This is a genomic window from Caballeronia eucalypticola (genome assembly GCF_047608185.1).
In the GTDB taxonomy this organism is placed as follows: Bacteria; Pseudomonadota; Gammaproteobacteria; order Burkholderiales; family Burkholderiaceae; genus Caballeronia.
In genome coordinates this window covers 168,452-185,553 of sequence record NZ_JBLKRU010000013.1, presented here as the reverse complement: position 1 = coordinate 185,553, position 17,102 = coordinate 168,452, and the positions used below count along the sequence as shown (strand labels likewise).

17 protein-coding genes are annotated in these 17,102 nt (G+C 58.8%); 10 read left to right on the top strand and 7 right to left on the bottom strand.

Going from position 1 to position 17,102, the window contains the following annotated elements; translation table 11 throughout:
* Positions 1 to 52: 52 nt before the first annotated feature.
* Positions 53 to 1,294: an ArgE/DapE family deacylase gene (locus ACMX25_RS17455; RefSeq protein WP_414951253.1), complete on the bottom strand. Its 1,242-nt coding sequence runs from the start codon at positions 1,292 to 1,294 to the stop codon at positions 53 to 55.
* A gap of 334 nt (positions 1,295 to 1,628) precedes the next feature.
* Here ACMX25_RS17455 and kynU point away from each other — a divergent pair, with 334 nt between their 5' ends.
* The 4 genes from kynU (at position 1,629) to ACMX25_RS17435 (ending at position 6,340) form a co-directional block, all read left to right on the top strand.
* Positions 1,629 to 2,879, top strand: coding sequence for a kynureninase (gene kynU / locus ACMX25_RS17450; RefSeq protein ID WP_414951252.1), 1,251 nt, complete (start codon positions 1,629 to 1,631; stop codon positions 2,877 to 2,879).
* Between the two features lie 19 nt (positions 2,880 to 2,898).
* A complete protein-coding gene (gene kynA, locus ACMX25_RS17445; protein WP_414951251.1) occupies positions 2,899 to 3,807 on the top strand; it encodes a tryptophan 2,3-dioxygenase in 909 nt (302 codons plus the stop codon).
* A gap of 32 nt (positions 3,808 to 3,839) precedes the next feature.
* The gene (locus ACMX25_RS17440) at positions 3,840 to 4,676 is read left to right on the top strand and encodes a class I SAM-dependent methyltransferase (protein ID WP_414951250.1); all 837 of its coding nucleotides are present in this window, start codon (positions 3,840 to 3,842) and stop codon (positions 4,674 to 4,676) included.
* A 1,052-nt stretch (positions 4,677 to 5,728) separates the two neighbouring features.
* The gene (locus ACMX25_RS17435; protein WP_414951249.1) at positions 5,729 to 6,340 is read left to right on the top strand and encodes a glutathione S-transferase family protein; all 612 of its coding nucleotides are present in this window, start codon (positions 5,729 to 5,731) and stop codon (positions 6,338 to 6,340) included.
* Positions 6,341 to 6,427: 87 nt separating this feature from the next.
* Here ACMX25_RS17435 and ACMX25_RS17430 read toward each other — a convergent pair whose 3' ends face one another.
* Entirely contained in the window at positions 6,428 to 7,342 is a 915-nt protein-coding gene (locus tag ACMX25_RS17430; protein ID WP_414951248.1) for a LysR family transcriptional regulator, read from the bottom strand.
* 143 nt (positions 7,343 to 7,485) lie between these two features.
* Between ACMX25_RS17430 and ACMX25_RS17425 the strand changes: the two genes are divergently transcribed.
* Positions 7,486 to 7,875: a tautomerase family protein gene (locus tag ACMX25_RS17425; protein ID WP_414951247.1), complete on the top strand. Its 390-nt coding sequence runs from the start codon at positions 7,486 to 7,488 to the stop codon at positions 7,873 to 7,875.
* Between the two features lie 82 nt (positions 7,876 to 7,957).
* On the opposite strand, the gene ACMX25_RS17420 is transcribed toward ACMX25_RS17425, so the two are convergent.
* On the bottom strand, positions 7,958 to 8,638 hold the full coding sequence (locus ACMX25_RS17420; RefSeq protein ID WP_414951246.1) for a Pr6Pr family membrane protein: 681 nt from the start codon (positions 8,636 to 8,638) through the stop codon (positions 7,958 to 7,960).
* Positions 8,639 to 8,731: 93 nt separating this feature from the next.
* Positions 8,732 to 8,983 (bottom strand): DUF1488 family protein, encoded by a 252-nt coding sequence (locus ACMX25_RS17415; RefSeq protein WP_414951244.1) that lies wholly within the window; start codon positions 8,981 to 8,983, stop codon positions 8,732 to 8,734.
* Between the two features lie 315 nt (positions 8,984 to 9,298).
* Here ACMX25_RS17415 and ACMX25_RS17410 point away from each other — a divergent pair, with 315 nt between their 5' ends.
* Positions 9,299 to 10,720: an MFS transporter gene (locus ACMX25_RS17410; RefSeq protein ID WP_414951275.1), complete on the top strand. Its 1,422-nt coding sequence runs from the start codon at positions 9,299 to 9,301 to the stop codon at positions 10,718 to 10,720.
* A 6-nt stretch (positions 10,721 to 10,726) separates the two neighbouring features.
* Here ACMX25_RS17410 and ACMX25_RS17405 read toward each other — a convergent pair whose 3' ends face one another.
* Positions 10,727 to 11,848, bottom strand: a complete 1,122-nt coding sequence (locus ACMX25_RS17405) for a succinylglutamate desuccinylase/aspartoacylase family protein (RefSeq protein ID WP_414951243.1) — start codon at positions 11,846 to 11,848, stop codon at positions 10,727 to 10,729.
* Positions 11,849 to 11,868: 20 nt separating this feature from the next.
* Entirely contained in the window at positions 11,869 to 12,591 is a 723-nt protein-coding gene (locus tag ACMX25_RS17400) for a transporter substrate-binding domain-containing protein (protein WP_414951274.1), read from the bottom strand.
* A gap of 185 nt (positions 12,592 to 12,776) precedes the next feature.
* Between ACMX25_RS17400 and ACMX25_RS17395 the strand changes: the two genes are divergently transcribed.
* Positions 12,777 to 13,718, top strand: a complete 942-nt coding sequence (locus ACMX25_RS17395) for a LysR substrate-binding domain-containing protein (protein ID WP_414951242.1) — start codon at positions 12,777 to 12,779, stop codon at positions 13,716 to 13,718.
* Here the strand turns inward: ACMX25_RS17395 and ACMX25_RS17390 are convergent.
* On the bottom strand, positions 13,712 to 15,541 hold the full coding sequence (locus tag ACMX25_RS17390) for a sensor domain-containing diguanylate cyclase (protein WP_414951240.1): 1,830 nt from the start codon (positions 15,539 to 15,541) through the stop codon (positions 13,712 to 13,714). The two genes, ACMX25_RS17395 and ACMX25_RS17390, sit on opposite strands and share 7 nt — an antisense overlap.
* Positions 15,542 to 15,823: 282 nt before the next feature.
* Between ACMX25_RS17390 and ACMX25_RS17385 the strand changes: the two genes are divergently transcribed.
* The 3 genes from ACMX25_RS17385 to ACMX25_RS17375 all read left to right on the top strand — a co-directional run bounded on the left by ACMX25_RS17385 (position 15,824) and on the right by ACMX25_RS17375 (position 17,097).
* Positions 15,824 to 16,411 carry a MarR family winged helix-turn-helix transcriptional regulator gene (locus tag ACMX25_RS17385; RefSeq protein ID WP_414951239.1) on the top strand — a complete coding sequence of 196 codons (588 nt, stop codon included), beginning with the start codon at positions 15,824 to 15,826 and terminating at the stop codon, positions 16,409 to 16,411.
* 78 nt (positions 16,412 to 16,489) lie between these two features.
* A complete protein-coding gene (locus ACMX25_RS17380; RefSeq protein WP_414951238.1) occupies positions 16,490 to 16,768 on the top strand; it encodes a type II toxin-antitoxin system RelE/ParE family toxin in 279 nt (92 codons plus the stop codon).
* A gap of 8 nt (positions 16,769 to 16,776) precedes the next feature.
* A complete protein-coding gene (locus tag ACMX25_RS17375; RefSeq protein WP_414951236.1) occupies positions 16,777 to 17,097 on the top strand; it encodes a HigA family addiction module antitoxin in 321 nt (106 codons plus the stop codon).
* Positions 17,098 to 17,102 lie beyond the last annotated feature (5 nt).

The window sequence follows — 17,102 nt, the reverse complement described above, 5'->3', positions numbered from 1 at the left end:
GATTTAGCTTAGTTCCTTTGCAAGGCCGTAAAGGAACTAAGCGTGGAACCGCTTAGGGCTGTTGCCCAAGCAAATCCGCAAGCGCGATCGCAATGGTTTTTGTCGCGACCTTCAAGTCTTCCAGCGCGACCCGCTCATCGGCCCGATGTCCATTAGCCTCAAGCAGCGTCCGTGGACCGGCGCCATAAATGACGGTCGGTACGCCCGCTTCGCAATATAAGCGGGCATCGGTATAAAGAGGCACGCCCTCGGTAGGAATGTCGCGCTGCAACGTAACCACGGCTGCGCGCTGCAACGCTTGTGACAAGCGCTCTGCGCCGTCAAGCGAGCGCAACGGCGACGTCACCAACACCTCTTCTATCTCCACCCCAATTCCCGGCAAGCCTGCCACCGACGCCGTGATCAGCGCCTTCAATTCCCTAAGCACGTCTTGCGGATTCTCTTCCGGCACCACGCGACGGTCGAGGCGCAAACTTACTTTGTCAGGGACCACGTTCGTGTTGGTGCCACCTTTGATCAGACCCACCACCAACGTAGGATGATCGATGCCCGGCGTCTTCGAATGGATCTCGCGCAACGCCGCCCGATGTGCGTACAGCGCATTCAGCACCGCCGTAGCGGCCTCCAGCGCGTCATGCCCGGTATCGGGTCGCGCCGCGTGCGCCGACTTGCCCCGGACCGTGACTTCCAGATGGATCGCGCCATTGTGCGCGGTCGTGATTGAATAGGAAAAGCCTGCACAGATGGCGTAATCGGGCTTAACGATGCCCTGCTTCAGCAACCAGCCCGGGCCGATCAGGCCGCCGGTTTCTTCGTCGTAGGTCAGGTGCAGCTCTACCGTGCCGCCGAGCGGCGCACCACTTTCGATCAACGCCTTCAACGCGAACGCATAAGTGGCGAAGTCAGACTTCGATACCGCCGCCCCGCGCCCGATCATGAAACCGTCGCGAATCTCGGCACCATAGGGATCGGCGGTCCAGCCATCGCCGGGGGGCACCACGTCGCCGTGTGCATTCAGTGCGATCACCGGCCCCGCGCCGAAGCGATGGCGCACCACCAGGTTCGTCGCGCTGATCATGCCGGCGCGCGTGACATCGTCGGCCGGCACTGCGTGGCGTTCGACCGTGAAGCCGATCCGTTCAAGCCACTGCGCCGCCATCTCAGCGTGATCTGCGCAATCGCCGGGCGGATTGTCCGAAGGTTTTTGCACAAGCGCGGCGAGGAACTGGACCTCCTGGTCAAAGTGATGATCGACGCAGTCGGTGAGGGTCGAAACGAGAACGGATGAGGTCATGAGCGGCGGTCTATCGAAGTAATTGGCTGGGGTTGACTGCATGGTAACGAGTAACGCTGCTGTCGGCGAGCAGCGCCAGCTTAGCGGACCGGCCACACGAATGGGTGAGCCTACCCGAATGCCGCCCATAACAGATCGCAATCAATTTATTGCGCTTAAGCGCGGTTTTCATCGAAGAATATTGCATTGCGGCGCAAGCGCCGCGTTTGTTTCGCAATCAATTAACCGCCATTCTCAGCTAAGCTTTCAGGCATGAGGACGCGCTCCGCCAGGCGGCGGAGAGACGCGGATTTCCGTCAGGCACGGACACAACAATTCACCGGAATACGCTTCAATGAACCATAGAGACAATGCCGCGGCGCTCGACCGCGATGATCCCCTGGCCGCTTTGCGTGACAAGTTTTCGCTCGGTCACGACACCATCTATCTGGACGGTAACTCGCTTGGTGTGCCGCCCAAGGCCTCAGCCGCACGCGCGGCGGCCGTCATAACCGGCGAATGGGGTGACGGTTTGATCCGGTCGTGGAATACGGCGGGATGGTTCGCGTTGCCCAAGCGGCTTGGCAATAAGCTCGCTCCGTTGATTGGCGCAGCCGAGGACGAAGTGGTCGTCACCGACACCATTTCCATCAACCTCTTCAAGATCCTGTCGGCGGCGTTGCGGTTAGCCAATGAACGCGATCCCAAGCGTCGTGTCATCGTCTCCGAACGCTCGAATTTCCCTACCGACCTCTACATTGCTCAAGGCCTGATCGAACAACTGGATCGCGGATATGAACTGCGTCTCGTGGATCACGCATCCGAACTCGCAAGTGCTATCGACGAGAACACGGCCGTTGCCATGATTACGCACGTGAACTATCGCACGGGCGCCATGCACGACATGACCGCGTTGACCCGCGTGATTCATGAAGCGGGTGCGCTCGCGGTGTGGGACCTGGCGCATTCGGCAGGTGCGGTGCCAGTCGATCTCAACGCCGCCGGTGCGGATTACGCCGTCGGCTGCACCTACAAATATTTGAACGGCGGGCCGGGTTCGCCTGCATTCATCTGGGTGCCGAAGCGGCTGCAGAATGCTTTCTCGCAACCGCTGTCCGGCTGGTGGGGCCATAAAAAGCCGTTTGAAATGAGCCCTGAATATAGGCCCGATGACGGTGTCGGACGGTTCTTGTGCGGCACGCAACCTATTGTCTCGATGTCGATGATCGAATGCGGGCTTGACGTATTCGCGCAGACCGACATGGCCGCGTTGCGCCGGAAATCGCTGGCGCTGAGCGACCTGTTCATTGAACTGGTCGAGACGCGTTGCAGCGAATTTCCGTTGCAGCTCGTGACACCGCGGGCACATGCCGAACGCGGTTCGCAGGCGAGCTTTGAACATCCGCATGGGTATGAGGTCATGCAGGCGCTGATCGCGCGCAACGTGATTGGCGATTACCGCGAGCCGCGCATTTTGCGCTTCGGCTTCACGCCGCTTTATACGCGTTATGTGGATGTATGGGACGCGGTTGAAACCTTGCGCGACGTGCTTGCGACTGAAGCATGGCGTGCACCCGAGTTCGCCGAACGTGGCGCGGTTACCTGACCCCAGCGGAGAACGCGCGATGACACAATCACAAGAAAGCGAAGGCACCGGAGGCTGTCCCATGGGGTATGGAGCCACGGGAGCCGCGGACGACGCTGCGCAGAAGCCCGAAGGCTGGCATGACGCACAGCTCGACTTCTCCAATTCGATGAGCTATGGCGACTATCTCTCGCTTGACACGCTCCTTTCAGCGCAGCACCCGCTCTCGCCGGATCACAACGAAATGCTGTTCATCGTGCAGCATCAGACGAGCGAGTTATGGATGAAGCTCGCGCTGTATGAGCTGCATGCGGCGCTTGCCGCCGTGCGTCGCGATGACCTCCCGCCTGCGTTCAAGATGCTGGCGCGCGTCTCGCGGATACTCGATCAACTGGTGCAGGCGTGGAGTGTTCTCGCCACCATGACGCCCTCTGAATACACGGCAATGCGGCCTTATCTGGGGGCATCGTCCGGATTCCAGTCGCATCAGTACCGGCAGATCGAATTCCTGCTTGGCAATAAGAACGAGCAGATGCTCAAGCCTTATATGCATCGTCCGAACGTGCTTGCCGAGGTCAAGGCGACGCTTGACGGCCCTTCGTTCTACGATGAAGTCATCCGCCTGCTTGCGCGCCGTGGTTTTCCGATTGCACCGGAGAGGCTTGAGCGCGACTGGACTCAGCCGACCACGCACGACGCCAGCGTGGAAGCCGCGTGGCTCACGGTTTATCGTGAGCCGACGCAACATTGGGAGCTCTATGAGATGGCGGAAGAACTCGTTGATCTTGAAGACTCGTTCCGGCAATGGCGCTTTCGCCACGTCACCACGGTTGAGCGGATCATTGGCTTCAAGCAAGGCACGGGCGGAACCAGTGGTGCGCTCTATTTGCGGAAGATGCTCGATGTCGTGCTGTTTCCTGAGTTATGGCACGTCCGGACGTTGCTCTGACAAGCGGTCCGCTTTGTCCGATAATATCTCGCATGAAAATGCTCCCTGCCCCCAGCCTCATGCGCCGTGTTTTTCTGGCGTTGCCCGCAGCCATGCTGCTAGCGTCGTGCGCAACACCTACCGCGCCGATATCACTCGATACCGCCATTGCGGCGCCGTATCGTGGAGAAAAAGCGCAGGCGCGCGATGTTTATAGACATCCGAAAGAGACACTCGAGTTCTTCGGCCTCGCGCCTGACCAGAGCGTGCTGGAGATTGCGCCGGGCGGCGGCTGGTACACGGACATCCTCGGGCCTTATCTGCGGGCGCGCGGCACGCTTTACGAAGCGCAATATCTGCCGCCGCAAGGGGCGCTTCCTGCCGGCGAGGCAAAGAGCAACGCCTTGTTCGAGCGCAGGCTCGCTGCCGCGCCGGACGTCTTTGGAACGGTCGTGGTCGGCTCGTTGCAATCAGGGCAGTTCAGCGGCTTTCCCGCCGGGCTGCAAGTGGATCGCGTGCTGACGTTCCGTAATATTCATAACTGGATAGAAGACGGTCAGGTCGATGCCAACCTGCGTGCGTTCTATTCGGTCTTGAAACCCGGCGGCGTGCTTGGAGTGGAAGAGCATCGCGCAATACCAGGTACATCGGTTCAGCAAATGATCGATACCGGCTATATGACAGAAGCCTATGTGATCGAGCATGCACAGGCGGTGGGTTTCAAGCTCGTCGCGCGCAGTGAGATCAACAGCAATCCCCGCGATACGAAGAACTATCCGAACGGCGTGTGGTCGCTGCCACCGACCTATCGCGGCGGCGATACCGACCGCGCGAGCTTCGCAGCCATTGGAGAATCGGATCGCATGACGTTGCGGTTCGTTAAGCCATAAGGAGGGATTTTCGTTCGCACTCGGGGTTGGACGGGGGTGGTTTTGAGGTTGGCAGTGGGGGGCGGGGGTTGGGTTGCTAGGTTCTGACGTTCGCGGTCTGAGTCATTGCCGGGTTGCTGCTTTCCAGGTCTTCGCGCGTTCAGTGTTGGATGTCTTCTTTATCACTATTAGCCACTGCGCGTGGCGGCGCGTCATTTCTTTGTCCAAAGCGACAAAGAAACGAAGCAAAGAAAACGCTTTCACCTCTCTAAAAATTAAGTGTCCACAGCGTGCAGTTCCATTTCATGGGTACCCCAAAAGCACGGTGCTCGCCAGAGCCACGGATGTTTGAAACCCTCTTTCTCCGAACACGGATACCCCACGCTTCGCCACCAGTGTTTGAACCTGCCCAAGGGACACCCCGCGCTATCCGCCTAGAACCACCCGCCAAATTTGTACGCATGCCGAACCATATTGGCAACCCGCGAAGAAACATGGCTACCGAAATGCGTGAGGCCGTACCCAAAGAATTCCGTGTAACCGGCGAACCGACTTACTAAAGATAGAGCAATAAATACACATCGGGTTGTGATCCGCGAAGCTGGTCACGCGTCTCTGCTGCGCAGTCAACTCAACCAAGCGATCAAAAAATGCGGAGCGCTCCAAAAGCGCGTGAGGCCGTGCCGGTTCTTGGAACACGGGTGCTAGCCCGAGAGCGTACGGGGCGAAGCGTTTTACTGTCAGGATTCGCGAGAAAGAGGGGTTCAAACATCCGTGGCTCTGGCGAGCACCGTGCTTTTGGGGCACCCATGAATCAAAACTGCACGCTGTGGACACTTAGGGTAGAGCTGTTAAAAGCGCTTTCTTTGCTTCGTTTCTTTGTCGCTAAGGACCAAGAAATGACGCGCCGCCACGCGCAGTGGCTAACAGTGATAAAGAAATCAGCTAACATAAAACGCGCGAAGACCTGAAAAGCAGCAACCCGGCATTGAACCAGACCGCTGACGCCAGAACCTAGCACTCCGGCATTGACCCCGACCGCTCCCCCAGAAATCTAACTCACAAGGCCATTAATGATTGAAGTCCATCATCTAAACGAATCCCGGTCGCGCCGAATTACGTGGGTACTCGAGGAACTCGAACTCGACTACACCGTCCATGCCTACAAGCGCAATCCAAAAACCCGCCTTGCGCCGCCCGAACTCGAAAAGATCCATCCACTGGGCAAAGCGCCCGTGATCCGTGATGGCGATGAAGTCATCTTCGAGTCCGGCGCGATCATCGAATATCTGGTTCGCAAGTATGGCAACGGCCGGCTCGCGCCCGCAGCAGACTCGCGTGACTACAACCGTTATTTACAGTTTCTACACTATGCAGAAGGCTCCGCCATGTTGCCGCTCATGCTAAAGCTCTACACAAGCCGGCTTGGCGATGGCGCAGCGCCGTTGCAGCCGCGCATCGAAAGTGAAATGCAAAGGCACCTCGGCTTTCTGAACAGCGAACTCGCAGCACAGGACTATTTCATTGGCAATGAATTGACGGGCGCCGATGTTCAACTGTCGTTCGCGGTCCAGATGGCCGTGAAGTTTTGCGGCGAAGAGGCGTACCCCAACCTCACCGCGTTTGTCCGGCGTATTGAAGCCCGTGAGGCGTATAAAAGGGCTATCGAGAAGTCGGGAGAGTAAAAAGTTCTGAGCATCGTTGGCAGAGGCAAGGAACGCTTGCTTAGCCAACGACGCTCACTCTGATCCACGGCGGCTATTAACGGTTTCTCAACGGCCACGGCCGGCTGCAACGCTCGCAAAACTCTCCGCCACGGCATCGCCAAAAACAGTGGCTGCACCCTTCAAATTGCCCAACTGAACAGGGTGAATTAGCCAGATATCCAGACTAAGCGAAAAGTCTTTCACGTCAACAACAGATAGTTCGGCATACGAATTACTCCGACGAAGCACCGTCTTCGGCACAAGCCCCAAACCGAGCCCCGCTGCAATCAGCTTCAGTTGCATCTCCGTGCCGTGCGTATCCACGCTTAACCTGAGTTCGCGCCCCGCACCTTGCATCGCCCGGTTCAGCGCAGCACGGTAGCCGCAACCCAACGGGTTCAGAATCCATTCCTGCTCCGCAAGCGCCTTGATGGTGGAGCGACGTTCGACCACGGGCCTTCTCTTGCTCTGGACCACCAGCACTTCGAGCGTTGTGATAAGCCGTCCTGCCATGTTGGCTGGCAACGTGCTTGGAGAAGGCAGCAGCAACGTGGCCGCGTCGAGTTTCCCAAGACTGACCTGCTGCAACAAACCCGTGCTCCACTCGGTATGCGACTGAACCTCAAGCGCAGGAAACGCCACTTTCAAACGCATCACCGCGTCGAACAAAACGATCTCCGCGATCACTTGCGAAAGGCCCAAGCGAAATACCCCGCTCGGCACAGCGTCTTCCCGGGAGATATCAAGCAGTTGATTCATGCTGCGCATGAGCGGAACAGCGTGTTCGTAGATCCGGCGCGCAAGCGCGGTCGCTTGAGGCGGCTTGCTGTTCCGGTCCAGGAGTTCCAGGCCAAGGATGGATTCGAGATGCTGAATCCGCCGCGATATAGCCGATTGCGTCAGCGACAGTACATCTGCCGCCCGAGTCAGCGAATTATGGTCAATGACCGCAACCAGGGTTTTAAGGTCTTCGAATAACATGCTCGATTCTCATGGTTCGTATGAAAACTATGCGCTTGATGCAAGCGCAAGCCTAGTCTAATCTTCAATGGCGAATCGTGAGAAGCGATATTTTTTACGCAGCAACGCGTCCTTATTCCCTACTTAAGCCTGAGGTCAAGACCATGCCACTCGTTCGAATCAATCTCGCTCAGACTGCGTCACCGGAAGTCGTTCAGGCAATCAGTGACGTCGTGTACGACGCAATGATCAATGTCGTCAAAGTGCCCGAGCACGACAAGTTTCAGATCATCACGCGCCATGCGCCTGACGAATTGATCTACCCGGCGGAAGGTTACCTGGGCGTGAATTACACGCCGGGCATCGTATTTATCCAGGTGACATGGAACATCGGCCGCACCACTGAGATGAAGAAAGCGTTTTATCGCGCGGTGGCGGATGGCATACATGCCAGGACGGGCGTTCGAAAGGAGGATGTCTGGATCAACCTGGTCGAGGTAAATCGCGAGGACTGGTCGTTCGGCAATGGCGATATGCACTACGCGCCGAAGTAGCCGCCACGTCCGTGCAGCAATGAAACGCCGCCGGTCGCGCACGTCCATGCAAGTACGCGGCCAGCGGCCATTCGATCCTGTGCTAATGCGGACGCCTGTGATTCAAAGCGATGAACACACCCATCAGCGTGACAAAGGCCAGCACAAGCAAGCTTGCGTTGAGCAGCACGTGCGGATAGCCAAGTTCGCCGACATCAATAAATGGATAAGGATAGAAATCCGACGTACTGCCGCGCCAAAGCGTGATGCAAAGATAAGCGAGCGGATAGATCAGCCACAGCAGGCATTGCCGCAAACTCAGATGAAAGCGCGGCACGAACAGCACCCAGTAGATTGCCGACAACAAAGGAATAACGGTGTGCAGGCATTCGTTGAGCATCGCCCGATATCCTGAAGGCGTCCACAGGTGACGCAGCAACAGGTTATAAGCCAGTCCGACAAACACGATGTACACCACGACCGCCGTCACCACTGGCGGCTTGCGGAAAAATCGTCCGAACGGCGAGCGGCCAAGCACGGCGACACACGAAAAACAAAGTGCAACAGCGAATATGGTCAGGTTCGTCAGATAGCTGCCAAGGCGCTCAATTCCATCGAATACGCTTAAGCCCCTGTTCAGCATCCGGTGCACCGTGATATCGGTTTGCGCGGCGAGCGCGAGCCACGCTATTGTCGCGATGCACGCAGCCAGCAATAACGACGCCGTTGTGGGCGTATGCAAGGGCAACGCGGGCTCTGCCGACGCCTCTTGCGGACTTTGCATCGGGCTAAGGGACTGGGGTTCAGGTAGCGAGGAAATCGGCTTGGGCATGCCGCGATTTTATACGCGGACAGTTAGCGCTGCAGAGCAGCAAGCTCAGGAGATCTTGAAGATATTTTGCGCGCCGCGTACGTACAGTCCCTCGGCTTTCAGGAGAATACGTTCGCGGTACGTATCGAAGGCGGCGAGCACGGCGGATTCGCCCGACCCCATTTGCGGATTGAAACTCGATAGAGCGGCATCGTCTATCTGGAACGAGATCTCGCGCGAACCGTCATACCCCCAGAAGCACACGCAGTGCCGGGAGTTGTCGTAGGAACGGCTTGGGTTCGGGAAATTGAGTTTCATACGCCATCCTAGTCCTATTACCGTGACGCGCGCGACGGTGTTATTCCTGGTAATTACCCTGCCCTGACCATTCCCGCAACAAACGCGATGTTCCGACTGCAGGGAAATCGGGAAGCAATTACCACAAGCGGCTAGCAAGCACTTAAGCCTTAAGCCCGTCCTCTCGCTGTACGGTTTTTGTAATGCGTTTGGCGCGTCGATGCTCTCGCATCGCATCCCGCGGTTCAAGTAGACTCTGGTGCCACGCTATCGATTGAACCCTCGGCGCCTTGCTTGCAACTGCGTCGCTGGCTCTACCTGAAATACCCTCGCCTTGTGAAACCTGCCAACTTCCGCATCACCGCCGCCGTTGTAGCCAGCGCCCTTTTTATGCAAAACATGGACGGCACGATCGTCGCGACGGCCTTGCCTGCGATGGCGCGTGATCTTGGTGTGGACCCGGTGCATCTGAGCAGTGCCATTACGGCCTATCTAGTGGCGCTGACGGTGTTCATTCCCGCTAGCGGATGGGTTGCCGATCGCTTCGGGGCGAAGCGCGTCTTCATGTGGGCAATCGCAACGTTCACGCTGGCGTCGCTCGCCTGCGCCGCGGCCGCGAACCTCCCGCAGTTGATTGCTGCACGCATCGTGCAGGGAATCGGGGGCGCCATGATGGTGCCGGTCGGACGTTTGATTTTGTTCCGTGGAGTGAAACGCGAGGAGCTGTTGCAGGCCACCACATGGCTCACCATGCCGGCTCTTATCGGCCCGTTGATGGGTCCGCCACTCGGCGGCTTTCTCACCGATACCCTCTCGTGGCGCAGCATCTTCTGGGTCAACGTGCCGGTGGGTATCGTCGGTCTGCTGCTGACTTGGCGCTTGCTGCCGGCCGCGCCCCCCGAACATCACGCGCCACCCGACATTCGCGGCATGATGTTGATCGGCGGGTCGCTGACGCTGTTCATGACCGGCATTGAATGCGCGGGACGTAGCGTCTTGCCGCCGTTTGCGTCGCCTGCATGCGTGGCCACGGGCGTGGCGATGTTCTGGATGGCCGTCAGGCACTGCCGTCGCGTGGACGATCCGGCCGTCGATTTTTCCCTGCTCTCTATACCCACTTTTCATGCAGCGACAATTGCGGGAAGCTTGTTTCGCGCCGGTGCCGGCGCGCTGCCGTTTCTTGTGCCGCTGACGTTGCAAGCCGGGTTCGGCTATAGCGCTTCCGCTAGCGGTCTCGTCACATTCGCCAGCGCGCTAGGATCGTTTTGCATGCGCCCAATGACATCGCTTGCGCTAAGGCGCTTTTCTGTCCGCACCGTCTTGTGCGCGGGCAGCGTTTCATTTGCGGCCGTGCTCCTGGTGTGCTCGTTCATGTCGCAGAACTGGCCGGCTAGCGGCATCTTCTTGTTGCTGCTTGTGGGCGGATTGTCGCGCTCGCTGAGCTTCGCCACCATGGGCGCCCTCGCTTTCGCCGATGTTCCCAAGGCCAGGCTTGCCGCCGCTACTTCATTCCAGGGGACTGCTCAGCAATTGATGAAGGCGGTCGGCGTGACAGTCGCGGCAGGGACAATCCAAGTCACCATGATCCTGGCCCCTGGCACGCATGCTGAACGGTGGCAGCTGGCCTCGGCTTTTATCGTTACCGCGCTCGTTGTAATCAGTTCTTATCCGATGTTCATGCGGATGCCCGCTGAAGCAGGTGAGGGAATTTCTGCCAAGCGAGGATCCGCACGCGGGCGCGCGGGCGAGGTCAAGTGACGCTAACTAAGCACCAATCAACACCCCGGTCCTGAACGGGACTGCGCCCGTTACACGGCCCATCGGTGCGCCGGCGATGACAAAGCGGATCGCCCGGCGCATATAAAAGACACCATCGTTTTTCGTCGTGAGTGTAGTCACCTCGTCCGTGATCGGATCGATGATGTCGAAGACCGGATCACCCGCTTTCAAATGTGCCCCGACCTGCGCGCGATACACCACCACGCCGCTTGCGGGCGCAATGAACTGCTCGCTGCCGGCCAGCGGCGTTGCCGGATGATTGAGCGGCGGCAGCTCGCGTGCCTGGCCTTCAATCACGCCGCGATACTTCAGGTAATCGACAATCCCGTCCGCATCCTGCTCGGCGAATTCATAGGACACGTCGCGCTGGCCGCGATGCTCGACCGTCAGCGCAACATTAGGCGCGGCGATCGGCGTGCCCTCGCCCACAAGCGCGCGAACGTCGTTCCAGAGTTGCGTATGAACCTCGTCGAATGACTGGCCGCCCGAGTCCGCACAGAGCAATACGCCGCTTGCACCCAGATACCGCGCGAGCGGTTCAACCGCCGGCCAGCTCGCAGGGCTCGTGTACAAGTGCATGGTCGCCTCGAGCGAACAATGCAGGTCGAGGATGACGTCGGCATCGGCGGCCATGATCAGCATCTCGCGACGCAAGGACTCGAACTCGTTCTTCGGTTTGACGTCGGCGAGCATGTCGCATACTGCACGCCGCAATAAACGCGTATTGGCGTCGGCGTCCTGCGTCCACTTGCTGCCAATGCGCTCGACCAAAGCCGAGGCAGCAGGCAGCGGAAAGCTGCGATTGAAGTTGTGGCCGCTATTCAACTCGAAGCGTCCAAGGAACTGTCCAAGCACATGCTGCGAGAGTCCGATCGGGTTAGCCACCGGCACGAGGATCACCTCACCCAGAATGCGTCCTGCCTTTTCCAGTTCGATCAGCCGTTGCTTCAGGCGCCACGCGGTCAGCATGGCGGGGATTTCGTCCGCGTGCAGCGACGCCTGGATATAGATCTTCTCGCCCTTGCCCGGCGTACCGAAGTGAAAGCTGACGAACTCGCGACGCGTGCCAATGGACGTGGAAACCAGCGGCGTGGTTTTGATCTGCATCGAATACTCCTGGAATCTTGTTAGTTGCCGTAGACGTCGAAGTCGAAGTACTTGCGGGCGATCTTTTGGTAAGTGCCGTCGGCACGCATGCCGGCGATCGCGCTGTCGATGCTTGCCTTGAGCGCAACGTCGTCCTTGCGCAGGCCGATGCCCGTGCCGTGGTCACCCATCTCAAGCGGTCCGCCGACAAAACCGAAACCCTTGCCTCTCGGTGTCTTCAGGAAGCCGTTGTCCGCTTCCACCGATCCCAGCAGCGCCGCGTCCAGCCGGCCAGCCTCGAGGTCTTGAAAGACGCCCTCCTGACTTTGATACGCGACCACTTCCACGCCACCCGACTGCCAGTTTTTCTGCGCATATGCCTCGAACTGCGTGCCGCTCTGCACCCCAATGCGCTTGCCGCGCAGACCCTCGACGCTGACCGTCACGGGTGCGCCGGTCTTCGCGATCAAACGTGACTTGAACTGGAACAGCTTGGTCGAAAACGCGATCTGCTGCATGCGCTTTTCGGTGATGGCCATCGACGAAATGATTGCGTCGATCTTGCGTGCCTGAAGCGCCGGGATCATGCCGGAGAACTCCATCTCGACCCATTGGCAATGCATCGCGATGCGGCGGCAGATTTCGTTGGCAAGGTCGACATCGAAACCGGTCACGGTGCCGTCGGGCATCTTGACGTCCATCGGCGGATACGTCGGATCAATGCCGAGGCGCAATACATTCGCGTCTTTCGCATAGGCCGGCATGGAGACGGCCAAGGCCGCGATCACGACGGTGGCCAGCAATGAAGAGAGGGTTTTCATCGGCGCTTGCTCAGTGGTCAGGACGGTGATGGGGATAACACGCCTTCATGGTACGAGCGCAAAATGCCACCAAACAGGCCCGATTTACTTATCATGATCACTTTTACCTGTCACCCCGGGCGGAAATCGTGGACCTGACCTTGACGCAACTTCGCGTATTCGTGGCTGTGGCTGAAGCCGGCAGTCTCAGGGCGGCGGCGCGCAGCCTCGGCATTGCGCAAAGCGGCGTGACGCAGCAGTTGAGGAAACTCGAGACGAACGCGGGTGGACCGTTGTTCGAACGCGGGCATCGCGGCGCGCGCCTGACCTCGGTGGGGGAGCGCTTGCGGATTCGCGCCGACGTGATCCTGGGCGAATGCGTTCGAACCGAAAACGAAATGCGCCAGTTGCGCGGCGAGCTGACGGGTCAGGTCTCACTCGGCGCTGCTGCGGAAGCCATGATGCGATTATTTCCCGCGCTGCTGGCGAGCTTTCGCGAGCGCTGCCCGCGTATCGATGTTCACCTGACCAGCGCCACGTCGCGGGTCCTGACGGCGTGGGTGCGCGACGGCAGCCTGGACTTTGCTTTGGCGCTAGCATCGAACGAAGCGGATATTCACGATCTCGAAGCAACCACGCTGTTTGAATCGCCTGTCACCGTCATCGCGCGGCGTGGTCATCCGCTAGGTCGCGCGCGTTCGCTGAAGGCGCTGCAGGATTGCGAGTGGGTCAGCACCCGGCCACGCCATGCAGGCGATGTCGCGAATCGCCTGTCCACTTTGTTTAAGGACGCGGAGCTCGAACCGCCGCGTATTGCGGCCACGACCGAGGCGGTATTCGATACGCTGCATTGCGTGGCGAACAGCGATTATCTGTCGCTCGAACCCGTGCGCCTCGCGGCACATCCGTTCTTCAGGGACCACGTGGCGGTCGTCCCGATTAAAGAGCAGGCATTGAGTACGCGCGTGTGCCTGCTGCGACGCGCAGGCGTGCCGTTGACGCCGGTCGCGCAGGAGCTGGCGTCCATGGCGGTGTCGTTTTCGAGAATGCTGCCCGGGACCACGGTGACAGGCGAGGCGCCTGGTCAATGACACTCGATACGATTGCGCCCACGCTCCTTCGCGCGATATAGAGCCGCGTCGCTGCGGGAAAGCGGTGCGTCGGCGGTCGCATCGGCCGCGTTCATCACGGCAATACCAATGCTGACCGTCAGCGCGATTCGCCAGTCGCATTCCGCCAGCGGCGCTTCCACCATGCGTCGTTGCATGCGTTCCGCGAAAGCCCTTGCATCGATGAGATCGGCATTCGGCAACATCACCGCAAACTCTTCACCGCCCACACGGCCCGCGATGCCCTGCGCGCCCAGCTCAGCCTGAAGGATGGACGCGAAATGCCTGAGCGTCCGGTCGCCGACCGCGTGTCCCCATGTGTCGTTGATCAATTTGAAGTGGTCGAGATCGCACATGAGGATGGCCGCATAACCCTCTTTCGCGTGCCGGATGCGCACCAGTTCCGCCTCGATCTGAACCATGAAATGGCGGCGATTGGGCAACTGCGTCAAGGAGTCGATGGTCGCGAACTCCTTGAGTTCAGACTCTATGCGCTTGCGTTCGGTCACGTCGGTAATGAAGCCATGCCACAGCGTGCCACCGTCTTCCAGACGCCGGGGTTGCGCGTCGCCCTGGCGCCAGCGCAGACCCTGTCGTGGCAATTCGACACGGTATTCAAGGTGCCACGGCGTGAGGTTCGCCGCGGATATTTCAAGCGAAGCGCGGTAAGCCGCGAGATCATCCGGATGCACGATTGTGTTGATGACCGCCGCGTTCGCGGCCACCTGCTGCGGCGTGAGCTCGTAGATCTCTTCAATGCCCGCGCTTGCATACGAAAAAAATGATTCGCCGTCCGGCAGCAATTGATATTGAAAGACAAGTCCCGGCACTTCGTTGGTCAGGCTGGTGATCAGGTCGACATTCTCCTGCAGCCGCTCTGACATCGCGCGCATGGCCGTGATATCGGTAGTGGTGCCAATCATGCGCAACGGCTGACCCGTGCCGTCACGGCTGACGACCTTGCCGCGGCTGGAGATCCACTTGTAGCTGCCGTCCTTGCACTGGATGCGATGTTCTACGTCATAGCTTGGCGTCTTCCGATCGAAATGTGCCTGAATGGCCGCTTGAACGTAAGCGAGATCGTCCGGATGAACGCGTTGGTAACTGTCGTTGAGTTGGTTGGTCAGCTCCCAATCCGCATAACCCAGGATGGCTTTCCATCCCGCCGAATAGTGGATCTCGTTGGTAACTATATTGCGATCCCAGATGCCTGTGCCGCTGCCGGCAATGGCAAGCGCCATGCGTTTCTCGCGCTTGCTCAGCGCGTCCTGGTCTTCTTTTAATTGAGCGGCCGACTGATCGCTTGCGAGGATTGCCTCAGCGAGGCGGGCAAAATCCCGCAAGCATTCGCGCTCGGCATCGTCGAGTTCGCGAGGCGAAGTATCAAGCAGACAAAAGACGCCAAGCGTTTCCCCGTTCTCATTCCGCAACGGACATCCGGCATAAGAACGAATGCAGGGATTGTCCGCGACAAGCGGATGATCATGAACGCGGTTATCGGCAAGGGTGTCCGGTATGACGAGAAGATCGTCAGCATGGGATTCATCGCCAGGTACTGCCTGCCGGCAAAATGAAAGCCCGCGAGGGGTGTGTACGAAGGCACGATCAGCAGCAAGACCATCGCATGAGCTGAGCTCCTGCCGTTCTCCGTCGACCCGCATGACGAGTGCAAGGGTCACGCTGAAATGGCGTCTGGCAAGACGAGTCAGCCCGTCGAACCGTTCATCCGGGCGCGTGTCCCCGTCGAGCGGAGGCAGGGCATGAGCCGGGTTGCTTGCGTCGTCGAATTTAATGGGGGCCAGCATATCCAGTTCTTTAGGCGTGACTGGGAGCAGCGCATACAGTCTATAACGACAATTTCCAGACGGAGTTTAATCCTGCAATCCCTCGCGGGGTGCCGTTAATGGAAGCTAACTCAATTAGCGGATCGGTTTTGCGCGTGCATTCTCGTGCATAGCCGACATGCGGATGCCGCGATCGGCAGGGTTTTCCTTCACGCCGGCGACAACCTGGCGCCGTTCTTCAGGTTCGTCTCGACCGGCTATCATGTTGGCCTGGGTAACGCTTCGAGCTTCGGGAACACGGTCATGACAAGAAAGAAATCCGCAGACAACGCGCCTCGCGAAACCGCTGCAATCCTGCGCCACTGGCATGACGCCGTACCCAACGACCGACTGGCCCACCTCGTCAAGGACGCCGCGCGTTCGCTGGTGCGCGCGCTGCAAATGCGCCTTGCCGAGCACACCGTGTCGTACGGGCACTGGACATTTCTGCGGATCTTGTGGGAGACGGACGGCTTGACACAGCGCGAGCTAAGCACGCAGGCGGGGGTGATGGAGCCAACGACCTTTGCAGCCGTCAAGGCGATGGAGGCGCTGGGTTATGTCGAGCGTCAGCAGATGCCGGACAACAAGAAAAACGTGCACGTGTTCCTTACCGCCGAGGGTCGTGCGCTGAAAGAGAAGCTCGTTCCGCTCGCCGAGGAAGTCAATGAGGTCAGCGTGGTGGGTTTGAGCGAGCATGACATCAAGACCGCGCGGAAGGTGTTGCTGGCGCTGATCGAAAACCTGGCCGACGATGAACTGGGGTCCACGAATCCAATGCGCCGCGTACCTTCAACGCGGGAGTTGGGACGGATCATTGCAAAGCGTGGGGATGCGGTAGAGGACCGGTGAGGATGACGACCATGCTGCGTTAAAAAGGATCTTGCGAGCACCACAGCGTTAATAACGCTGCGCGTTATTATTTGATTTATGATCACTTCCTTCTGCTGCCAAGACACACGCTCATTGTTTGAAGGAAAGCGGGTCGCACGATCTGTCAATTTCGAACGGGTCGCGATTCGCAAGTTGCAACAACTTCATGCAGCGGCCGATCTCAACTTTTTGCGCCTTCCGCCCGGCAACTTTCTCGAAGCACTGGAGGGTAATCGGAAAGGACAATATAGCGCACGCATTAATGATCAATGGCGTCTTTGCTTCTGCTTCGAATCGGGCAGCGCCACGCAAGTTGAAATCTGCGACTACCACTAGGATTACTTATGACTCGAGACATTCCACTGGACACACCCGGCGAGATCCTCGCGGAGGAATGGCTCGCCCCAATGGGCATTACTCAGTACGCGCTCGCGAAAGCCATAGAAGTACCGGCACGTCGTATCAATGAAATCGTGCAAGGAAAACGCGCCATCACGGCCAATACAGCTGTTCGTCTCGGTGCATTTTTTGGCGTCGATCCGCAAAGCTGGATGAACCTCCAAACGCATTACGATACCGAACAGGCGCGGGAAAAACTCGGCGATCGACTCACGCAAATCATGCGTAACGGTGCGGCAAACGGAGCGATCGCGTCGCTGCGTTAACCCTT

Bases quoted from the DNA above. Each gene is read 5' to 3' on its own strand.
- ACMX25_RS17455 (WP_414951253.1), bottom strand. From the start codon at position 1,294: ATGACCTCATCCGTTCTCGTTTCGACCCTCACCGACTGCGTCGATCAT.
- kynU (WP_414951252.1), top strand. From the start codon at position 1,629: ATGAACCATAGAGACAATGCCGCGGCGCTCGACCGCGATGATCCCCTG.
- kynA (WP_414951251.1), top strand. From the start codon at position 2,899: ATGACACAATCACAAGAAAGCGAAGGCACCGGAGGCTGTCCCATGGGG.
- ACMX25_RS17440 (WP_414951250.1), top strand. From the start codon at position 3,840: ATGAAAATGCTCCCTGCCCCCAGCCTCATGCGCCGTGTTTTTCTGGCG.
- ACMX25_RS17435 (WP_414951249.1), top strand. From the start codon at position 5,729: ATGATTGAAGTCCATCATCTAAACGAATCCCGGTCGCGCCGAATTACG.
- ACMX25_RS17430 (WP_414951248.1), bottom strand. From the start codon at position 7,342: ATGTTATTCGAAGACCTTAAAACCCTGGTTGCGGTCATTGACCATAAT.
- ACMX25_RS17425 (WP_414951247.1), top strand. From the start codon at position 7,486: ATGCCACTCGTTCGAATCAATCTCGCTCAGACTGCGTCACCGGAAGTC.
- ACMX25_RS17420 (WP_414951246.1), bottom strand. From the start codon at position 8,638: ATGCAAAGTCCGCAAGAGGCGTCGGCAGAGCCCGCGTTGCCCTTGCAT.
- ACMX25_RS17415 (WP_414951244.1), bottom strand. From the start codon at position 8,983: ATGAAACTCAATTTCCCGAACCCAAGCCGTTCCTACGACAACTCCCGG.
- ACMX25_RS17405 (WP_414951243.1), bottom strand. From the start codon at position 11,848: ATGCAGATCAAAACCACGCCGCTGGTTTCCACGTCCATTGGCACGCGT.
- ACMX25_RS17400 (WP_414951274.1), bottom strand. From the start codon at position 12,591: ATGCCGGCCTATGCGAAAGACGCGAATGTATTGCGCCTCGGCATTGAT.
- ACMX25_RS17390 (WP_414951240.1), bottom strand. From the start codon at position 15,541: ATGCTGGCCCCCATTAAATTCGACGACGCAAGCAACCCGGCTCATGCC.
- ACMX25_RS17385 (WP_414951239.1), top strand. From the start codon at position 15,824: ATGACAAGAAAGAAATCCGCAGACAACGCGCCTCGCGAAACCGCTGCA.
- ACMX25_RS17380 (WP_414951238.1), top strand. From the start codon at position 16,490: ATGATCACTTCCTTCTGCTGCCAAGACACACGCTCATTGTTTGAAGGA.
- ACMX25_RS17375 (WP_414951236.1), top strand. From the start codon at position 16,777: ATGACTCGAGACATTCCACTGGACACACCCGGCGAGATCCTCGCGGAG.